This window comes from Heyndrickxia coagulans DSM 1 = ATCC 7050 (assembly GCF_000290615.1).
Lineage (GTDB): Bacteria > Bacillota > Bacilli > Bacillales > Bacillaceae_C > Weizmannia > Weizmannia coagulans.
Genome location: NZ_ALAS01000098.1, coordinates 16,895 through 33,295 on the forward strand (window position 1 = coordinate 16,895; position 16,401 = coordinate 33,295).

Sequence of the window (16,401 nt, forward strand, 5' to 3'; positions counted from 1 at the left end):
ATATACTTACTCAATCCAAAATATTAAGGAGGATTTCCTGATGGCTAAACAAAAATTTGACCGTTCTAAAGAACACTGTAACATTGGAACAATCGGTCACGTTGACCATGGTAAAACGACTTTGACTGCTGCAATTACTGCTGTTCTTGCAAAACAAGGGAAAGCAGAAGCAAGAGCATATGACCAAATTGACGGTGCTCCGGAAGAACGCGAACGCGGTATTACCATCAACACTGCGCACGTTGAATATGAAACGGAAAAACGCCACTACGCACACGTTGACTGCCCTGGACACGCTGACTATGTGAAAAACATGATTACTGGTGCTGCCCAAATGGACGGCGCGATCCTGGTTGTATCCGCTGCTGACGGCCCAATGCCGCAAACGCGCGAACACATCCTTTTGTCCCGCCAAGTTGGCGTGCCTTACATCGTTGTGTTCCTGAACAAATGCGACATGGTGGACGACGAAGAATTGCTTGAACTTGTTGAAATGGAAGTTCGTGACCTTCTTTCCGAATACGACTTCCCTGGCGATGAAGTGCCGGTTATCAAAGGCTCTGCTTTGAAAGCTCTTGAAGGCGACCCTGAATACGAAGCAAAAATCCTTGAATTGATGGATGCTGTTGACGAATACATCCCGACTCCGCAACGTGACACGGATAAACCGTTCATGATGCCAGTTGAAGACGTATTTTCCATCACAGGCCGTGGTACAGTTGCAACCGGCCGTGTAGAACGCGGGCAATTGAAAGTCGGCGATGTTGTTGAAATCATCGGTTTGAACGACGAACCGAAACAAACAACGGTTACCGGCGTTGAAATGTTCCGCAAACTGCTCGACTATGCTGAAGCAGGCGACAACATCGGTGCGCTTCTCCGCGGTATTGCACGTGAAGAAGTCCAACGCGGCCAAGTTTTGGCGAAACCGGGTTCTATTACACCGCATACCAAATTTAAAGCACAAGTTTATGTATTAACGAAAGAAGAAGGTGGACGCCACACTCCTTTCTTCTCTAACTACCGTCCGCAATTCTACTTCCGTACAACGGACGTAACCGGCATTATTACTCTGCCAGAAGGCGTTGAAATGGTTATGCCTGGTGATAACGTTGAAATGAGCGTTGAATTGATTGCCCCGATCGCGATCGAAGAAGGAACAAAATTCTCGATCCGTGAAGGCGGCCGTACAGTTGGCGCCGGTTCTGTTTCTTCCATCGAAGCTTAATCGGCTATTTAAAAAAAGCCCGGCCAGGTCATCCCGGCCGGGCTTTTTCCATGCTTACGCGCCCGGGTTGCAGCAATGTTTTCCAAAACTTGATGTTGCGCCACAGGGCCAGTATAATAAAAAAGTCACTGAAATCAGCAGCATATCAAAGTTTATGTTGCATTACACTCGGCTTTTGTGTATAATGTTTGATGTTGGTCTTTGACTGCGATGAAGTGGGAGGTTGCTGGCACACCCGGCCGCTTTGCCATGGCGCGTGGGCCAGGAAAATTTCCATGGAGAATGTCTATTAGCAAATAGGCGATAAAGGAGGGAAAATAATGGCAAAACAAAAAATTCGCATTCGTTTAAAAGCATACGATCACAGAATTCTGGATCAGTCTGCAGAAAAAATTGTAGAAACAGCAAAACGATCAGGTGCAAACGTCTCCGGTCCGATTCCGCTTCCGACTGAGAAATCCGTTTACACCATTCTGCGTGCTGTCCACAAGTACAAAGATTCTCGTGAACAATTTGAAATGCGTACACACAAACGTTTGATTGATATCGTAAATCCGACCCCGCAAACGGTTGATTCGCTGATGCGGTTGGATCTGCCATCCGGCGTTGACATTGAAATTAAACTTTAATGATAAAAAAACATGACATATTTAACAGGAGGTGTGACTGATGACCAAAGGAATCTTAGGAAGAAAAATCGGTATGACCCAAGTTTTTGCCGAGAACGGCGATCTTATTCCTGTCACTGTAATTGAAGCAACACCAAACGTTGTGCTGCAAAAGAAAACAGTTGAAACGGACGGTTATGAAGCGATTCAGCTCGGATTTGCAGACAAACCGGAACGCCTGGCAAACAAACCGGAAAAGGGTCATGTTTCAAAAGCCAATACGGCACCTAAGCGCTTCATCCGCGAATTCAGCGGCGTAAACACAAGTGATTTTGAAGTTGGTCAAGAAGTCAAAGTAGATATTTTTGCAGAAGGTGACATTGTAGATGTTACCGGCATTACAAAAGGGAAAGGATTCCAAGGCGTCATTAAACGCCACGGACAATCCCGCGGCCCTATGGCTCACGGTTCGCGTTACCACCGCCGTCCGGGTTCAATGGGCCCGATTGCGCCAAACCGCGTCTTTAAACAAAAAGCACTCCCTGGACGCATGGGAGGAGAACGGGTTACCGTTCAAAATCTGCAAATCGTCAAAGTGGATGCAGAACGCAATCTGCTTTTGATTAAAGGTAACGTTCCTGGTCCGAGAAAAGCTTTGGTTACAGTTAAAGCAGCTGTAAAAGCAAAATAATTGCAAAGAAAGGAGGAAACAGGAATGCCAAAAGTAGCTCTATACAACCAAAACGGTTCGCAAGTCGGTGAAGTGGAATTAAACGACGCTGTATTCGGCATCGAACCGAATGAACATGTTTTATTTGAAGCGATCATCATGCAGAGGGCTTCGCTCCGCCAAGGTACCCACAAAGTAAAAGGCCGTTCTGAAGTACGCGGCGGCGGACGCAAACCATGGCGACAAAAAGGCACAGGCCGCGCACGCCAAGGATCGATCCGTTCCCCGCAATGGCGCGGAGGCGGTACGGTTTTCGGGCCTGTTCCACGCAGCTACAGCTACAAACTGCCGAAAAAAGTACGCCGTCTTGCGATTAAATCCGCTCTATCGTCAAAAGTAAAGGAAAACAATATTTTGGTTCTGGACGCATTAAGTTTTGATGCGCCAAAAACAAAAGATTTTATTGCCGTCCTGAAAAATTTGTCAGTGGATAAAAAAGCACTTGTTGTCACAGACGGATTGAACGAAAATGTGGTACTGTCCGCACGCAACATTCCGGGTGTTACGGTTGTTGAAGCAACAGGCGTAAATGTTTTGGATGTTGTAAACCATGATCAATTGATTATGACAAAATCCGCTGTTGAAAAAGTAGAGGAGGTGCTTGGTTAATGGATGCACGTGATGTTCTGAAGCGCCCCGTGATTACTGAACGTTCAATGGAATTGACGGCAGATAAGAAATATACATTTGAAGTTGATGTTAAAGCGAATAAAACAGAAATCAAAGATGCTGTGGAAGAGATTTTCGGCGTCAAAGTTGCGAAAGTGAACGTTGCGAACTATAAAGGCAAGTTCAAACGCATGGGCCGTTATACCGGCTATACAAACAAGCGCCGCAAAGCAGTTGTTACGTTAACAGCTGACAGCAAGGAAATTGAAATCTTTGAGGTTTAAATACGATCCATCAAACTTGAAGAGGAGGGAAAAAAATGGCGATCAAAAAATACAAACCAACCTCTAACGGGCGTCGCGGCATGACGGCTTTGGATTTTGCGGAGATCACGACGGATAAGCCTGAAAAAACACTGCTTGCTCCGCTTTCGAAAAAAGCAGGCCGCAACAACCAGGGGAAATTAACTGTTCGTCATCAGGGCGGCGGCCATAAGCGCCAATACCGGATTATCGACTTCAAACGCGATAAAGATGGTATACCAGGGCGCGTTGCCACAATCGAGTATGACCCGAACCGCTCATCTAATATTGCTTTGATTCACTATGCAGATGGTGAAAAACGGTACATCCTTGCACCAAAAAATTTAACTGTCGGCATGGAAGTGATGTCCGGGCCGGATGCAGACATTAAAGTCGGAAATGCACTTCCGCTTTCTGAAATTCCTGTTGGTACGGTTATCCATAACATTGAATTGAAACCAGGCAAAGGCGGCCAATTGATCCGTTCTGCTGGTACTTCAGCACAAGTGCTTGGTAAAGAAGGCAAATATGTGCTTGTCCGCCTGAATTCCGGCGAAGTGCGCATGATTCTTGCAACTTGCCGCGCAACGGTCGGCCAGGTTGGCAACGAACAGCACGAACTGGTCAACATCGGTAAAGCAGGCCGCAAACGCTGGATGGGTGTACGCCCGACTGTCCGCGGATCTGTTATGAACCCGAATGATCACCCGCACGGCGGTGGTGAAGGCCGCGCTCCGATCGGCCGTAAATCGCCAATGTCACCATGGGGCAAGCCGACACTTGGTTACAAAACGCGCAAGAAGAAAAATACTTCAGATAAATTTATTGTACGGCGCCGTAAAAAATAATGCTGTTGAACTACGGTTCGCAGCTTGAACCGTAGCTCTAATCAGGAAGGAGGACTATTCATGGGTCGCAGTCTGAAAAAAGGGCCTTTCGTTGACGATCACTTAATGGTGAAAGTGGAAAAATTGAACGAATCCAACAAGAAGCAAGTGATCAAAACGTGGTCACGCCGTTCGACGATTTTCCCTGCATTTGTCGGCCACACAATCGCTGTGTATGACGGCCGTAAACATGTTCCGGTATATATCACGGAAGATATGGTCGGCCATAAGCTCGGTGAGTTTGCTCCGACACGTACATTCAAAGGTCACGCCGGTGACGATAAGAAGACAAGACGCTAACGGGAGGAGGTATTCCAATGCAAGCAAAAGCTGTCGCGAAAACAGTCCGTATTGCTCCTCGTAAGGCACGCCTGGTAATTGATTTAATTCGAGGAAAGCAAGTAGGAGAAGCGCTTTCGATTTTGAAATTTACGCCAAAGGCTGCTTCGCCGGTTATTGAAAAAGTACTCAACTCTGCGATTGCGAACGCAGAGCACAACTACGATATGGACGCAAACGACCTTGTTGTGGAAAAGGCTTATGTCGATGAAGGGCCTACACTGAAACGTTTCCGGCCGCGTGCAATGGGGCGCGCAAGCCAGATCAACAAACGCACGAGCCATATTACGATCGTAGTATCAGATCAAAAGGAGGGATAATTGGTGGGTCAAAAAGTAAATCCTATCGGTTTGCGAATCGGAGTGATTCGTGACTGGGAATCGAAATGGTACGCAGAAAAAGATTATGCCGATCTATTGCACGAAGACATTAAAATTCGTGAATATATCGCAAAGCGCCTCGCGGATGCTTCTGTTTCCGGCGTGGAAATTGAACGTGCTGCAAACCGTGTCAACATTACAATCCGCACGGCAAAACCGGGCATGGTGATTGGTAAAGGCGGTTCGGAAGTAGAAGCATTGCGTAAAGCACTGAATGCTTTAACAGGAAAAAGAGTCCACATTAACATTGTCGAAGTTAAAAAGGCAGATATTGATGCAAAACTTGTTGCGGAAAACATTGCCCGCCAGCTGGAGAACCGTGTTTCTTTCCGCCGTGCGCAAAAACAGGCGATCCAACGTGCGATGCGTGCCGGTGCAAAAGGAATCCGGACGCAGGTTTCAGGACGCCTGGGTGGTGCGGATATTGCCCGTGCAGAACATTACAGCGAAGGTACAGTTCCGCTTCATACGCTTCGTGCGGATATTGACTATGCCCATGCCGAAGCAGATACGACTTACGGAAAACTGGGCGTAAAAGTTTGGATTTACCGCGGGGAAATCCTTCCTGCCAAGAAAAAAACCGAGGAAGGGGGAAACTGATCATGTTGATGCCTAAACGTGTAAAATACCGCCGTGAACACCGCGGAAAAATGCGCGGCCGTGCAAAAGGCGGCACTGAAGTTGCATTTGGCGAATATGGTTTGCAGGCTTTGGAAGCTTCCTGGATTACAAACCGCCAAATTGAAGCTGCCCGTATTGCGATGACACGTTATATGAAGCGTGGCGGTAAAGTATGGATAAAAATTTTCCCTCATAAACCATATACAGCAAAACCGCTTGAAGTCCGGATGGGTTCCGGTAAAGGTGCGCCTGAAGGCTGGGTGGCTGTTGTGAAACCGGGCAAGATTTTGTTTGAAATTGCCGGTGTTCCTGAAGAAGTCGCACGCGAAGCTTTGCGCCTTGCGTCCCACAAGCTGCCGATTAAATGCAAGTTCGTAAAACGTGAAGAAATTGGTGGTGAATCTAATGAAAGCTAAAGAAATTCGTGACTTAACCACTGCCGAAATTGAACAAAAAGTAAAGTCGCTGAAGGAAGAGCTGTTCAACCTTCGCTTCCAGCTTGCGACCGGACAATTAGAGAACACTGCCCGCATTCGTGAAGTTCGTAAATCGATTGCCCGCATGAAAACCGTCATTCGTGAAAGAGAAATTGGAATTAACAACCGATAATGGGAGGAGGTTCGCGATACATGAGTGAACGCAACCAACGCAAAGTATACACCGGCCGTGTCGTATCAGACAAAATGGATAAAACTGTTACTGTTCTTGTAGAAACTTACAAAAAACATGCTCTGTACGGCAAACGCGTAAAATACTCGAAAAAATTCAAGGCACATGATGAAAACAACGAAGCCAAAGTCGGCGATATCGTAAGAATCATGGAAACACGCCCGTTATCTGCTACAAAACGTTTCCGCCTGGTGGAAATCGTTGAAAAAGCAGTCATTATCTAATTTGTATCAGTTCGGATACGGTTGATTCCGAAGGGAGGTAAACGAGGATGATCCAACAAGAAACCCGTTTAAAAGTAGCTGACAACTCAGGTGCACGTGAAGTTTTGACGATTAAAGTATTGGGCGGATCCGGCCGGAAAACCGCGAATATCGGAGATGTCATCGTTGCTACGGTAAAACAAGCAACACCTGGAGGCGTTGTTAAAAAAGGTGATGTAGTGAAAGCTGTTGTGGTCCGTACAAAGAGCGGAGTGCGCCGCAGCGACGGTTCTTATATTCGTTTCGATGAAAATGCATGCGTCATTATCCGTGACGACAAGAGCCCTCGCGGCACGCGTATTTTCGGGCCTGTTGCACGTGAACTGCGCAACAACAATTTCATGAAAATCGTATCACTGGCTCCGGAAGTGCTTTAATCGATACAGTTTGTGACAATCAAGGAGGTGCGACTGTAATGCATGTCAAAAAAGGTGACAAGGTAATGGTGATCTCCGGCAAAGATAAAGGCAAAACCGGTACGATCCTTGCGGCATATCCGAAAAAAGACCGTGTGATTGTGGAAGGCGTGAACATTGTCAAAAAACACGCGAAACCTTCCCAGGCAAATCCACAGGGCGGTATTTTCGATATGGAAGCGCCCATTCACGTGTCCAATGTGATGCCGATTGATCCGAAAACAAATGAGCCGACACGTGTCGGATATGAAATAAGGGACGGCAAAAAAGTGCGTGTAGCAAAAAAATCCGGTGAAGTTTTAGATAAATAGTTGAACATGAAGGGAGGTACACGACATGAACCGCCTAAAAGAAAAATATGAAAAAGAAGTTATTCCTGCTTTAACAAGCAAGTTTCACTATACATCCGTTATGCAAGTGCCTAAAGTTGAAAAGATCGTGATCAACATGGGTGTTGGCGATGCTGTCCAAAACGCAAAAATGCTCGACAATGCAGTAGAAGAATTAACGTTGATTTCCGGCCAAAAACCGGTTGTGACAAGAGCGAAAAAATCGATCGCAGGTTTCCGCCTTCGTGAAGGGATGCCGATTGGCGCGAAAGTAACCCTCCGCGGCGAGCGCATGTACGAATTCCTCGATAAACTGATTTCAGTTTCGCTTCCGCGTGTGCGCGACTTCCACGGCGTATCGAAAAAATCATTTGACGGCCGCGGAAACTATACACTCGGCATTAAAGAGCAACTGATCTTCCCTGAAATTGATTACGATAAAGTCAGCAAAGTGCGTGGGATGGACATCGTCATTGTCACCACTGCGAACACGGACGAAGAATCACGTGAACTGTTAGGCCTGCTCGGAATGCCATTCCAAAAATAAAGCGGGCGCTAAAAAGGGAGGCGAAAACGTGGCTAAAAAATCAATGATTGCGAAACAAAAACGTGAACCGAAGTATAAAGTTCAGGCTTATACCCGGTGCGAACGATGCGGCCGGCCGCATTCCGTCATTCGCAAATTTAAACTTTGCCGTATTTGTTTCCGCGAACTTGCATATAAAGGTCAAATTCCTGGCGTGAAAAAAGCCAGCTGGTAAAACCCGAATTTGGGAAGGAGGTAAAAGAAATGGTCATGACTGATCCGATTGCAGATTTGCTTACGCGTATCCGTAATGCAAATACAGTGCGTCATGAAAAATTGGAAGTCCCGGCTTCCAAGATTAAGAGAGAGATCGCCGAGATTTTGAAACGTGAAGGTTTCGTGCGTGATGTTGAATATATCGAGGATAACAAACAAGGGATTATCCGGATCTTCCTGAAATACGGCGCAAACAACGAACGCGTCATTACAGGGATCAAGCGTATCAGCAAACCGGGCCTGCGCGTATACGCAAAAGCAGGTGAAGTGCCGAAAGTGCTGAACGGGCTTGGCATCGCAATTGTTTCTACTTCTCAGGGCGTTTTAACCGACAAAGAAGCACGGAAAAACAATGTCGGCGGAGAAATTTTAGCATACGTTTGGTAATCATTTGACGTTGAACGGAGGTGTAAATTATGTCACGTATAGGAAAAAAACCGGTTGAAATTCCATCCGGCGTTACGGTAACCATTAACGGAGATACAGTTACGGTTAAAGGGCCTAAAGGTGAGCTGACCCGCAGCTTCAACCCTGATATTAACATTGCCGTAGAAGACAATATCATTCACGTAACACGCCCTTCAGACAGCAAAATCCACCGCGCTTTGCACGGAACGACCCGCGCACTGCTCGCAAACATGGTGGAAGGGGTGTCGAAAGGCTTTGAAAAATCTTTGGAACTGGTTGGGGTTGGATACCGCGCCCAAAAACAAGGCAAAAAACTCGTATTGAACGTCGGCTACTCCCATCCTGTTGAATTTGAACCGGAAGAAGGCCTGGAAGTCGAAGTGCCTTCCAATACAAAAATTGTCGTAAAAGGCGTAAGCAAAGAACGCGTCGGCGCATTTGCCGCCAACATCCGCGACGTCCGCCCGCCTGAACCTTATAAAGGCAAAGGGATTCGTTACGAAGGCGAATATGTACGCAGAAAAGAAGGTAAAACCGGTAAATAATGCCGCCTAGGATGAGAAAGGAGTGAATTCGATGATCACGAAGCCGGATAAAAATCAAGTACGCAAAAAAAGGCATGCACGCGTCCGCGCAAAATTAAGCGGAACGGCTGAACGTCCGCGCCTGAATATCTATCGTTCCAACAAAAACATTTATGCCCAATTGATTGATGATGTAAAGGGCGTCACACTGGCCAGCGCTTCCACGCTCGATAAAGAGTTGAGCCTTGAGTCAACCGGAAATGTGGAAGCTGCACAAAAGGTGGGCGAATTGATTGCAAAGCGCGCAGTGGAAAAAGGTATCAAAGAAGTTGTTTTTGACCGCGGCGGATATCTCTATCATGGCCGTATCAAAGCGCTTGCCGATGCAGCCCGTGAGAACGGATTACAATTTTAATCAAAAAGGAGGGGAAATTTTACATGCTACGTATTGACCCAAACAAACTTGAGTTAGAGGAACGTGTTGTTACGATTAACCGCGTTGCCAAAGTGGTAAAAGGAGGGCGCCGTTTCCGCTTTTCCGCACTTGTCGTTGTTGGCGACCGGAACGGACATGTCGGATTTGGAACCGGAAAAGCGCAGGAAGTGCCGGATGCGATCCGCAAAGCTGTTGAAGATGCGAAGAAAAATCTTGTAGAGGTACCGATTGCGGGCACAACGATTCCGCACGAAGTTGTTGGCCACTTCGGTGCAGGCAAAATCCTGCTGAAACCGGGTTCCCCTGGTACCGGTGTTATCGCCGGCGGCCCTGTCCGTGCGATCCTTGAGCTTGCGGGTATTGCGGATATTACGTCCAAATCGCTTGGTTCAAACACACCGATTAACATGATCCGTGCCACAATGGACGGCATTAAACAATTGAAGCGTGCGGATGAAGTTGCGAAACTGCGCAATAAATCTGTCGAAGAATTATTAGGTTAAGGAGGGAACGCTCATGGCAAAATTGAAAATCACCCTCACCCGCAGTGTCATCGGCCGCCCGCAGGATCAGCGCGATACGGTAAAAGCGCTCGGCCTGCGCAAAGTCAACCAGACTGTTGAGAAAGAAGACAATGCTGCAATTCGCGGCATGATCAATAAAGTGTCCCATCTTGTTTCTGTATCGGAACAATAATTTTTGATTTTAAGATAAGGAGGTGCAACCATGAAACTTCATGAATTAAAACCTGCAGAAGGATCCCGTAAAAAACGCAACCGTGTCGGCCGCGGTATTGGTTCCGGCAACGGAAAAACAGCCGGCAAAGGGCACAAAGGCCAAAACGCCCGTTCCGGCGGCGGTGTACGCCTCGGTTTTGAAGGCGGCCAAACCCCGTTGTTCCGCCGTTTGCCGAAACGCGGTTTTACGAACATCAACCGTAAAGAGTATGCCATTGTGAACCTGGACGTTTTAAACCGTTTTGAAGACGGCACGGAAGTAACGCCTGCCCTTTTATTGGAAACAGGTGTGATCAGCAAGGAAAAATCGGGCGTAAAAGTGCTTGCAAACGGCAAACTCGAGAAAAAATTGACCGTAAAAGCACATAAATTCTCCTCTGCTGCCAAAGAAGCCATAGAAGCTGCTGGCGGTACAGCTGAGGTGATTTAATGTTCAAGACAATCGCCAATTTGATGCGTGTGGGTGAGATAAGAAATAAAATTATTTTCACCCTCCTCATGCTGGTTGTATTCCGCATAGGAGCCTTTATTCCTGTTCCTTATGTGGATGCTTCCGTATTGGAAGCCTCCACCCAAAACGGTTTAGTCGGCTTTCTAAACACTTTTGGGGGCGGTGCGCTGAAGAACTTTTCCATTTTTGCAATGGGCATTATGCCATATATCACATCTTCCATTATTGTGCAGCTCTTGCAAATGGATGTTGTGCCGAAGTTTGCCGAGTGGGCAAAACAGGGTGAAGTGGGGCGTCGTAAGCTGAGTGAGTTTACACGCTATTTTACGGTTATCCTGGCTTTAATTGAAGGCTTCGGCATGTCATATGGCTTTAATAATTTGGCGCAGGGGGCACTGATTACGAAGTCCGGTTTCTGGACGTATTTGATCATCGCACTGACGCTGACAGCCGGTACCACATTTTTGATGTGGCTCGGCGAACAAATTACGGCCAAAGGCGTAGGAAACGGGATTTCCATTTTGATTATGGCCGGCATTATTGCCGGGATTCCGACAGCCATCAACCAGATTTACGCACAGCAAATTGAAAATGCCGGTTCCCAGCTGTTTTTGAAGATTGTTTTGCTGGCTTTTCTTGCATTGATCATTCTGGCCATTGTGGTCGGAGTCATCTATTTCCAGCAGGCATCGAGAAAGATACCGGTCCAGTATGCCCAGCACATTTCCGGCAGGGCAACAACCGGCAGGCAGTCAACGCATTTGCCTTTAAAGGTCAATGCTGCCGGGGTCATTCCGGTTATCTTTGCGATTTCGTTCATTATTGCGCCGCAGACGATTGCTTCGTTTTTCGGTTCCAGCAGTGTGGCAAGCACCATCCAGTATATTTTTGACTATACAAAACCGGTCGGAGCTTTGATTTATGTGGCGTTGATTATCGCTTTTTCGTACTTTTATGCATTCGTACAAGTCAATCCGGAGCAGCTTGCCGACAATTTAAAGAAACAAGGCGGCTATATTCCGGGGATCCGCCCGGGCAAAAACACACAGCAATATGTCACTTCGGTTTTATACCGGCTGACATTCGTCGGTTCAATCTTTCTTGCTGTGATTGCCATTCTGCCTGTCATTTTCACGAATGTCATCGGGCTCCCGACTTCCGCCAGAATCGGCGGCACAAGCCTGCTCGTTGTGATCGGGGTTGCGCTTGAAACGATGCTGCAACTGGAAGCACAGCTTGTTAAACGCCATTACAGAGGCTTTATCAAATAAAAATGGTTTTGCACTTGAAACCATGTCAGGAATAAGGGGGCTGTACGATGAATTTAGTGTTAATGGGCCTTCCCGGAGCCGGTAAAGGGACTCAAGCCGAAAAAATCATTGATAAGTATGCCATTCCTCACATTTCCACCGGAGACATGTTCCGGGCGGCGATAAAGGAAGAAACGGAGCTGGGGCTTAAAGCCAAATCCTTTATGGACAAAGGCGAACTGGTCCCTGATGAAGTAACGATCGGGATCGTGCGCGAACGGTTAAGCAAGGATGACTGCAAAAATGGCTTCCTGCTTGACGGTTTCCCGCGGACGGTTGCCCAGGCAGAAGCTTTGGAAAATATTTTAAGCAGCCTTGGCAAACGGCTTGATTATGTTATCAACATAGAGGTGGACCGGGAGATTCTGACAGAGCGGCTGACCGGTCGGAGAATTTGTGAAAATTGCGGTGCGACTTACCATCTCGTGTTTAATCCGCCAAAAACGGAGGGCGTTTGCGACAAATGCGGCGGCCCGCTGTATCAACGGCCGGATGACAACGCAGAAACTGTCGGGAACCGGCTCGATGTCAATATGAAGCAAACCCGGCCGCTGCTGGACTTTTATGAGGAAAAAGGCTATTTGCGGAATGTAAACGGCCAGCAGGATATTCATCAAGTTTTTGCGGATATCGATCAATTGCTGGGCCAACTGGGTTAAACGTGAACGACTTGGTGAATTCATGAGAGCCGCAATCACGTTGGATGGAAACCACCTTTGGAAGTTTTATCCGGACGGCTTTTCGGCTGTGTCCGGACGGTAAAAAACTTTTCAAGTTTGATGCAATTTCCGCTTAAAAAGGTTATAATGGTTTTCGTGGCATTTTCACCGCTGGATATTTCACGGGTGAAATGACGGCTCTGTTTTATTGGCGATTTGCTTCATCAGTTAACTTGTAATCAATAGATGAGGAAGGCGGCTTCCGTTGTCAGGATTGCCAGTAAGCGTCATTCGAACGTCTCTCATGCAATTCAATTCTGTGCAAATGGCTTTCGTTCGTTCACATGTATGCCGGACATGGGATTGGTCAAGACTGACATGAAAGAACCATGTAACCTTGGGAACGTTTATCAGCTCCTGCCGGCCCCCCGGATCAGCCGGTTTACGTGAATATGCAGCAGGCCGGCCGCTTCCTGAAGCGGGAGTTTTGGCGAGCCTAATCGTTTTAAGGTTTTGGAAAAGTATCATTGCCAGGTCCTAAATGTTAGGAGGAGGGAGAATAGTTCGATGGCGAAAGATGACGTTATTGAAGTTGAGGGCATTGTAAGCGAAACTTTGCCGAATGCCATGTTTAAGGTAGAATTAGAAAATGGTCACACTGTTCTTGCGCATGTGTCGGGTAAAATCCGGATGAACTTTATCCGCATTTTACCGGGCGATAAAGTAACAGTTGAACTGTCCCCATATGATTTGACCCGCGGTAGAATTACGTACCGGTTTAAATAATGTAGATACACGGCTTTTTCGGTGAAACGGAAAGTCTGCCCGGGGAATCTGTCTGGATAAAGGGTACCGGGCCTGTACTCCGTATATTAAGGAGGGTAAACCATGAAAGTTAGACCATCTGTGAAGCCGATCTGCGAAAAATGCAAGGTTATCCGCAGAAAAGGCAAAGTAATGGTAATCTGTGAAAATCCGAAACACAAACAAAAACAAGGATAAATCTGAAGGAGGTGCACCTGTATGGCTCGTATTGCCGGTGTTGACATTCCACGTGATAAACGTGTTGTTATTTCTTTAACATACATTTACGGAATCGGTAAATCAACTGCACAAAAAATTCTTGCTGAGGCCGGAATTTCTGAAGATACACGCGTCCGCGACTTAACAGAGGATGAAGTAAACAAAATCCGTGATATCGTGGACAGGCTGAAAGTAGAAGGGGATCTTCGCCGCGAAGTTTCCTTGAACATTAAACGCCTGATGGAAATCGGATCCTACAGAGGTCTCCGCCACCGCCGCGGTCTTCCTGTTCGCGGGCAAAACACGAAAAACAATGCCCGTACACGCAAAGGCCCGCGTAAAACGGTTGCCGGTAAGAAGAAATAATAAGCAAAGGAGGTTGTTCATATGGCACGCAGAACAAATACGCGCAAACGCCGCGTAAGAAAGAATATTGAATCAGGTGTCGCTCATATTCGTTCCACTTTTAACAATACAATCGTTACGATCACGGATGTGCATGGGAATGCTGTTGCATGGTCCAGTGCCGGTGCGCTCGGCTTCAAAGGTTCTCGTAAATCAACGCCGTTTGCTGCACAAATGGCTGCTGAAACAGCCGCGAAAGCATCGATGGAACATGGGATGAAGTCTTTGGAAGTAAATGTAAAAGGACCTGGCGCAGGCCGTGAAGCCGCTATCCGTGCCCTGCAGGCTGCCGGGCTTGAAGTTACAGCCATTAAAGACGTAACACCTGTGCCGCATAATGGTTGCCGCCCGCCAAAACGTCGTCGTGTCTGATTTTTTTTGTATAGATTTTGTATCCTTGTCTATAATGGGATATGATGCATAATCTGCAAAAAAATGATTTGAATGATCCAGTTGTTATGCATAATAGGGAATTTTGCATGGGGAATTTCGAATAGGGCTCTTTCTGGGGTGCTATACGGGGTTTCGACGTTTTGAAGGAGGGTTAATTTGAATGATTGAAATTGAAAAGCCAAAAATTGAAACGGTTGAGGTCAGCGATGACGCTACTTATGGCAAGTTCGTCGTAGAACCGCTTGAGCGTGGATATGGTACTACTTTGGGTAACTCCTTACGTCGTATCCTATTATCTTCACTCCCGGGTGCCGCTGTCACATCCATCCAAATCGATGGCGTGATGCACGAATTCTCGACAGTCGAAGGCGTTGTTGAAGATGTGACCAGCATTATTTTGAACCTCAAAAAGCTGGCTTTGAAAATCTACTCCGATGAGGAAAAAACGCTTGAGATTGATGTACAGGGAGAAGGCGCTGTGACAGCAGCCGATATTACGCATGACAGCGATGTGGAGATTTTAAATCCGGATCTCTATATTGCGACGGTTGCCGAAAACGGGCATTTGCGTATGCGCATGACTGCCAACCAAGGCCGCGGCTATGTTCCTGCTGATCAAAATAAGCGGGAAGACCATCCAATTGGTGTCATTCCAATAGATTCTATTTATACCCCGGTTCAACGCGTGAGCTACCAGGTCGAAAATACCCGGGTAGGGCAAGTCAGCAATTATGATAAGCTCTCACTGGATGTCACGACTGACGGCAGCATCGGCCCGAAAGAAGCAATTGCTTTAGGCGCCAAAATTTTAACCGAGCATTTGAACATCTTCGTCGGACTGACGGATGAAGCACAAAATGCAGAAATTATGGTGGAAAAAGAAGAAGACCAGAAAGAAAAAGTGCTTGAAATGACAATTGAGGAACTTGATCTTTCAGTCCGTTCTTATAACTGCCTGAAACGTGCCGGCATCAATACCGTTCAGGAACTGGCCAACAAAACGGAAGAAGATATGATGAAAGTCCGGAATCTTGGCCGCAAGTCCCTTGAAGAAGTCAAAGCAAAGCTCGAAGATTTGGGCTTGGGTTTGCGCAAAGACGACTGAGCCGGTTAGAAGGCAAAGCGATTAATCCAACATAAGGGAGGGAACTTCATGCCTTACAGAAAGTTAGGACGCACAAGCGCCCAACGTAAAGCATTACTGCGCGATTTGGCAACAGACCTTATCATTAATGAACGCATCGAAACAACTGAAGCACGCGCAAAAGAATTACGCTCGGTTGTTGAAAAATTAGTTACGCTTGGAAAGCGCGGTGATCTTCATGCCCGCCGCCAGGCTGCTGCATATGTACGCCATGAAACAGCTGACGCAGAAACAAAACAGGATGCTGTTCAAAAATTATTCTCGGTCATTGCAGAACGTTACGCGGATCGCCAGGGCGGTTACACCCGCATCTTGAAAGTAGGCCCGCGCCGCGGGGATGGTGCGCCGGTTGCGATTATTGAATTCGTTGAAAAGAAAGAGCAAGAGCAAGAGCAAGACCAAGAGCAAGTAAACGAATGATTTTCTCAAGGGCTGGACAGTTGAAAGAATATTAACTGCTTCTTTGCCCTTTTTCTATCTTTTTTCGGTTCGTCATCGCAGGCTTGCAGCTAGAGGGCAGCCTGTGTTTATGAAACCTTTTCTTTTATGCGTGATGCAACAAACTGTGAGTGTTACGATGGGCGCATTTTGTGGCCCGTCTAGCTCTTGCACCCCTTTTTATTTCTGTGCGCCGGATTGTTAACGTCTACACTGAAGAGGGGTGCAGGCTTTTTTATTATGGGGATATTTTACCCGCCAAACTGCACGACAATACGGTAGAATATAAA

Annotated in this window: 30 protein-coding genes; all 30 read left to right on the forward strand. The window is 46.9% G+C overall.

All coding sequences use genetic code 11. From position 1 onward, the window contains the following. Positions 1-40 precede the first annotated feature (40 nt). A complete protein-coding gene (gene tuf, locus IC21_RS04350; RefSeq protein WP_029141997.1) occupies positions 41-1,228 on the forward strand; it encodes an elongation factor Tu in 1,188 nt (395 codons plus the stop codon). A gap of 320 nt (positions 1,229-1,548) precedes the next feature. Next, complete coding sequence (gene rpsJ / locus IC21_RS04355; protein WP_013858078.1) at positions 1,549-1,857, forward strand: 30S ribosomal protein S10; 309 nt, start codon at positions 1,549-1,551, stop codon at positions 1,855-1,857. Positions 1,858-1,897: 40 nt separating this feature from the next. Then, positions 1,898-2,527 carry a 50S ribosomal protein L3 gene (gene rplC / locus IC21_RS04360; RefSeq protein ID WP_013858079.1) on the forward strand — a complete coding sequence of 210 codons (630 nt, stop codon included), beginning with the start codon at positions 1,898-1,900 and terminating at the stop codon, positions 2,525-2,527. A gap of 24 nt (positions 2,528-2,551) precedes the next feature. After that, positions 2,552-3,175 (forward strand): 50S ribosomal protein L4, encoded by a 624-nt coding sequence (gene rplD / locus IC21_RS04365; protein ID WP_013858080.1) that lies wholly within the window; start codon positions 2,552-2,554, stop codon positions 3,173-3,175. Beyond that, positions 3,175-3,459 (forward strand): 50S ribosomal protein L23, encoded by a 285-nt coding sequence (gene rplW / locus IC21_RS04370; protein ID WP_017554006.1) that lies wholly within the window; start codon positions 3,175-3,177, stop codon positions 3,457-3,459. Before rplD ends, rplW begins: the two co-directional genes overlap by 1 nt. 35 nt (positions 3,460-3,494) lie before the next feature. Next, entirely contained in the window at positions 3,495-4,325 is an 831-nt protein-coding gene (rplB, locus tag IC21_RS04375) for a 50S ribosomal protein L2 (RefSeq protein WP_013858082.1), read from the forward strand. Positions 4,326-4,385: 60 nt separating this feature from the next. Beyond that, complete coding sequence (rpsS, locus tag IC21_RS04380; RefSeq protein WP_013858083.1) at positions 4,386-4,664, forward strand: 30S ribosomal protein S19; 279 nt, start codon at positions 4,386-4,388, stop codon at positions 4,662-4,664. 17 nt (positions 4,665-4,681) lie between these two features. Beyond that, positions 4,682-5,023, forward strand: coding sequence for a 50S ribosomal protein L22 (gene rplV / locus IC21_RS04385; RefSeq protein ID WP_013858084.1), 342 nt, complete (start codon positions 4,682-4,684; stop codon positions 5,021-5,023). Between the two features lie 3 nt (positions 5,024-5,026). Continuing rightward, positions 5,027-5,683, forward strand: a complete 657-nt coding sequence (gene rpsC / locus IC21_RS04390; protein ID WP_026104594.1) for a 30S ribosomal protein S3 — start codon at positions 5,027-5,029, stop codon at positions 5,681-5,683. Positions 5,684-5,685: 2 nt separating this feature from the next. Continuing rightward, positions 5,686-6,120 (forward strand): 50S ribosomal protein L16, encoded by a 435-nt coding sequence (rplP, locus tag IC21_RS04395; protein ID WP_013858086.1) that lies wholly within the window; start codon positions 5,686-5,688, stop codon positions 6,118-6,120. Further along, entirely contained in the window at positions 6,110-6,313 is a 204-nt protein-coding gene (gene rpmC, locus IC21_RS04400) for a 50S ribosomal protein L29 (RefSeq protein WP_013858087.1), read from the forward strand. Before rplP ends, rpmC begins: the two co-directional genes overlap by 11 nt. Positions 6,314-6,333: 20 nt before the next feature. Beyond that, positions 6,334-6,597 carry a 30S ribosomal protein S17 gene (rpsQ, locus tag IC21_RS04405; protein WP_017554009.1) on the forward strand — a complete coding sequence of 88 codons (264 nt, stop codon included), beginning with the start codon at positions 6,334-6,336 and terminating at the stop codon, positions 6,595-6,597. 47 nt (positions 6,598-6,644) lie between these two features. Further along, entirely contained in the window at positions 6,645-7,013 is a 369-nt protein-coding gene (rplN, locus tag IC21_RS04410; RefSeq protein ID WP_013858089.1) for a 50S ribosomal protein L14, read from the forward strand. A gap of 38 nt (positions 7,014-7,051) precedes the next feature. Then, positions 7,052-7,363 carry a 50S ribosomal protein L24 gene (gene rplX, locus IC21_RS04415; RefSeq protein ID WP_013858090.1) on the forward strand — a complete coding sequence of 104 codons (312 nt, stop codon included), beginning with the start codon at positions 7,052-7,054 and terminating at the stop codon, positions 7,361-7,363. A gap of 25 nt (positions 7,364-7,388) precedes the next feature. Further along, positions 7,389-7,928, forward strand: coding sequence for a 50S ribosomal protein L5 (rplE, locus tag IC21_RS04420; RefSeq protein WP_013858091.1), 540 nt, complete (start codon positions 7,389-7,391; stop codon positions 7,926-7,928). Positions 7,929-7,956: 28 nt separating this feature from the next. Continuing rightward, complete coding sequence (locus IC21_RS04425; protein ID WP_014096494.1) at positions 7,957-8,142, forward strand: type Z 30S ribosomal protein S14; 186 nt, start codon at positions 7,957-7,959, stop codon at positions 8,140-8,142. Positions 8,143-8,171: 29 nt separating this feature from the next. After that, positions 8,172-8,570, forward strand: a complete 399-nt coding sequence (gene rpsH / locus IC21_RS04430; protein ID WP_013858092.1) for a 30S ribosomal protein S8 — start codon at positions 8,172-8,174, stop codon at positions 8,568-8,570. A 29-nt stretch (positions 8,571-8,599) separates the two neighbouring features. Beyond that, positions 8,600-9,136: a 50S ribosomal protein L6 gene (gene rplF, locus IC21_RS04435; RefSeq protein WP_029141996.1), complete on the forward strand. Its 537-nt coding sequence runs from the start codon at positions 8,600-8,602 to the stop codon at positions 9,134-9,136. A 31-nt stretch (positions 9,137-9,167) separates the two neighbouring features. Beyond that, on the forward strand, positions 9,168-9,530 hold the full coding sequence (rplR, locus tag IC21_RS04440; RefSeq protein ID WP_029141995.1) for a 50S ribosomal protein L18: 363 nt from the start codon (positions 9,168-9,170) through the stop codon (positions 9,528-9,530). 23 nt (positions 9,531-9,553) lie between these two features. Beyond that, positions 9,554-10,054: a 30S ribosomal protein S5 gene (gene rpsE, locus IC21_RS04445; protein ID WP_013858095.1), complete on the forward strand. Its 501-nt coding sequence runs from the start codon at positions 9,554-9,556 to the stop codon at positions 10,052-10,054. Positions 10,055-10,067: 13 nt separating this feature from the next. Further along, positions 10,068-10,247, forward strand: a complete 180-nt coding sequence (gene rpmD / locus IC21_RS04450; RefSeq protein WP_013858096.1) for a 50S ribosomal protein L30 — start codon at positions 10,068-10,070, stop codon at positions 10,245-10,247. Positions 10,248-10,277: 30 nt separating this feature from the next. Continuing rightward, the gene (rplO, locus tag IC21_RS04455; protein WP_013858097.1) at positions 10,278-10,718 is read left to right on the forward strand and encodes a 50S ribosomal protein L15; all 441 of its coding nucleotides are present in this window, start codon (positions 10,278-10,280) and stop codon (positions 10,716-10,718) included. Beyond that, on the forward strand, positions 10,718-12,010 hold the full coding sequence (gene secY, locus IC21_RS04460) for a preprotein translocase subunit SecY (RefSeq protein WP_013858098.1): 1,293 nt from the start codon (positions 10,718-10,720) through the stop codon (positions 12,008-12,010). The genes rplO and secY overlap by 1 nt, the downstream gene beginning before the upstream one ends. A gap of 47 nt (positions 12,011-12,057) precedes the next feature. Beyond that, the gene (locus tag IC21_RS04465) at positions 12,058-12,708 is read left to right on the forward strand and encodes an adenylate kinase (protein WP_013858099.1); all 651 of its coding nucleotides are present in this window, start codon (positions 12,058-12,060) and stop codon (positions 12,706-12,708) included. Positions 12,709-13,275: 567 nt separating this feature from the next. Beyond that, positions 13,276-13,494: a translation initiation factor IF-1 gene (gene infA, locus IC21_RS04470; RefSeq protein ID WP_013858101.1), complete on the forward strand. Its 219-nt coding sequence runs from the start codon at positions 13,276-13,278 to the stop codon at positions 13,492-13,494. 102 nt (positions 13,495-13,596) lie between these two features. Further along, positions 13,597-13,710, forward strand: coding sequence for a 50S ribosomal protein L36 (rpmJ, locus tag IC21_RS04475; protein WP_003156543.1), 114 nt, complete (start codon positions 13,597-13,599; stop codon positions 13,708-13,710). 21 nt (positions 13,711-13,731) lie between these two features. Further along, positions 13,732-14,097, forward strand: a complete 366-nt coding sequence (gene rpsM / locus IC21_RS04480) for a 30S ribosomal protein S13 (protein ID WP_013858102.1) — start codon at positions 13,732-13,734, stop codon at positions 14,095-14,097. A gap of 21 nt (positions 14,098-14,118) precedes the next feature. Beyond that, positions 14,119-14,508, forward strand: coding sequence for a 30S ribosomal protein S11 (rpsK, locus tag IC21_RS04485; protein WP_017554013.1), 390 nt, complete (start codon positions 14,119-14,121; stop codon positions 14,506-14,508). A 181-nt stretch (positions 14,509-14,689) separates the two neighbouring features. Beyond that, complete coding sequence (locus IC21_RS04490) at positions 14,690-15,634, forward strand: DNA-directed RNA polymerase subunit alpha (RefSeq protein ID WP_017554014.1); 945 nt, start codon at positions 14,690-14,692, stop codon at positions 15,632-15,634. 48 nt (positions 15,635-15,682) lie between these two features. After that, complete coding sequence (rplQ, locus tag IC21_RS04495; RefSeq protein WP_029141994.1) at positions 15,683-16,093, forward strand: 50S ribosomal protein L17; 411 nt, start codon at positions 15,683-15,685, stop codon at positions 16,091-16,093. Positions 16,094-16,401: the final 308 nt, after the last annotated feature.

Excerpts from the sequence above, each read along its gene's own strand:
- secY (WP_013858098.1), top strand. The coding sequence starts at position 10,718 with ATGTTCAAGACAATCGCCAATTTGATGCGTGTGGGTGAGATAAGAAAT.
- rpmC (WP_013858087.1), top strand. The coding sequence starts at position 6,110 with ATGAAAGCTAAAGAAATTCGTGACTTAACCACTGCCGAAATTGAACAA.
- rpsJ (WP_013858078.1), top strand. The coding sequence starts at position 1,549 with ATGGCAAAACAAAAAATTCGCATTCGTTTAAAAGCATACGATCACAGA.
- rpmJ (WP_003156543.1), top strand. The coding sequence starts at position 13,597 with ATGAAAGTTAGACCATCTGTGAAGCCGATCTGCGAAAAATGCAAGGTT.
- rplQ (WP_029141994.1), top strand. The coding sequence starts at position 15,683 with ATGCCTTACAGAAAGTTAGGACGCACAAGCGCCCAACGTAAAGCATTA.
- rpsE (WP_013858095.1), top strand. The coding sequence starts at position 9,554 with ATGCTACGTATTGACCCAAACAAACTTGAGTTAGAGGAACGTGTTGTT.
- rpsQ (WP_017554009.1), top strand. The coding sequence starts at position 6,334 with ATGAGTGAACGCAACCAACGCAAAGTATACACCGGCCGTGTCGTATCA.
- rpsS (WP_013858083.1), top strand. The coding sequence starts at position 4,386 with ATGGGTCGCAGTCTGAAAAAAGGGCCTTTCGTTGACGATCACTTAATG.
- rplF (WP_029141996.1), top strand. The coding sequence starts at position 8,600 with ATGTCACGTATAGGAAAAAAACCGGTTGAAATTCCATCCGGCGTTACG.
- IC21_RS04465 (WP_013858099.1), top strand. The coding sequence starts at position 12,058 with ATGAATTTAGTGTTAATGGGCCTTCCCGGAGCCGGTAAAGGGACTCAA.
- rplD (WP_013858080.1), top strand. The coding sequence starts at position 2,552 with ATGCCAAAAGTAGCTCTATACAACCAAAACGGTTCGCAAGTCGGTGAA.
- rplO (WP_013858097.1), top strand. The coding sequence starts at position 10,278 with ATGAAACTTCATGAATTAAAACCTGCAGAAGGATCCCGTAAAAAACGC.
- rplR (WP_029141995.1), top strand. The coding sequence starts at position 9,168 with ATGATCACGAAGCCGGATAAAAATCAAGTACGCAAAAAAAGGCATGCA.
- rplN (WP_013858089.1), top strand. The coding sequence starts at position 6,645 with ATGATCCAACAAGAAACCCGTTTAAAAGTAGCTGACAACTCAGGTGCA.
- IC21_RS04490 (WP_017554014.1), top strand. The coding sequence starts at position 14,690 with ATGATTGAAATTGAAAAGCCAAAAATTGAAACGGTTGAGGTCAGCGAT.
- rpmD (WP_013858096.1), top strand. The coding sequence starts at position 10,068 with ATGGCAAAATTGAAAATCACCCTCACCCGCAGTGTCATCGGCCGCCCG.
- rplP (WP_013858086.1), top strand. The coding sequence starts at position 5,686 with ATGTTGATGCCTAAACGTGTAAAATACCGCCGTGAACACCGCGGAAAA.
- rplX (WP_013858090.1), top strand. The coding sequence starts at position 7,052 with ATGCATGTCAAAAAAGGTGACAAGGTAATGGTGATCTCCGGCAAAGAT.
- rplW (WP_017554006.1), top strand. The coding sequence starts at position 3,175 with ATGGATGCACGTGATGTTCTGAAGCGCCCCGTGATTACTGAACGTTCA.
- rpsM (WP_013858102.1), top strand. The coding sequence starts at position 13,732 with ATGGCTCGTATTGCCGGTGTTGACATTCCACGTGATAAACGTGTTGTT.
- infA (WP_013858101.1), top strand. The coding sequence starts at position 13,276 with ATGGCGAAAGATGACGTTATTGAAGTTGAGGGCATTGTAAGCGAAACT.
- rplB (WP_013858082.1), top strand. The coding sequence starts at position 3,495 with ATGGCGATCAAAAAATACAAACCAACCTCTAACGGGCGTCGCGGCATG.
- rplC (WP_013858079.1), top strand. The coding sequence starts at position 1,898 with ATGACCAAAGGAATCTTAGGAAGAAAAATCGGTATGACCCAAGTTTTT.
- tuf (WP_029141997.1), top strand. The coding sequence starts at position 41 with ATGGCTAAACAAAAATTTGACCGTTCTAAAGAACACTGTAACATTGGA.
- rplE (WP_013858091.1), top strand. The coding sequence starts at position 7,389 with ATGAACCGCCTAAAAGAAAAATATGAAAAAGAAGTTATTCCTGCTTTA.
- rplV (WP_013858084.1), top strand. The coding sequence starts at position 4,682 with ATGCAAGCAAAAGCTGTCGCGAAAACAGTCCGTATTGCTCCTCGTAAG.
- rpsH (WP_013858092.1), top strand. The coding sequence starts at position 8,172 with ATGGTCATGACTGATCCGATTGCAGATTTGCTTACGCGTATCCGTAAT.
- rpsK (WP_017554013.1), top strand. The coding sequence starts at position 14,119 with ATGGCACGCAGAACAAATACGCGCAAACGCCGCGTAAGAAAGAATATT.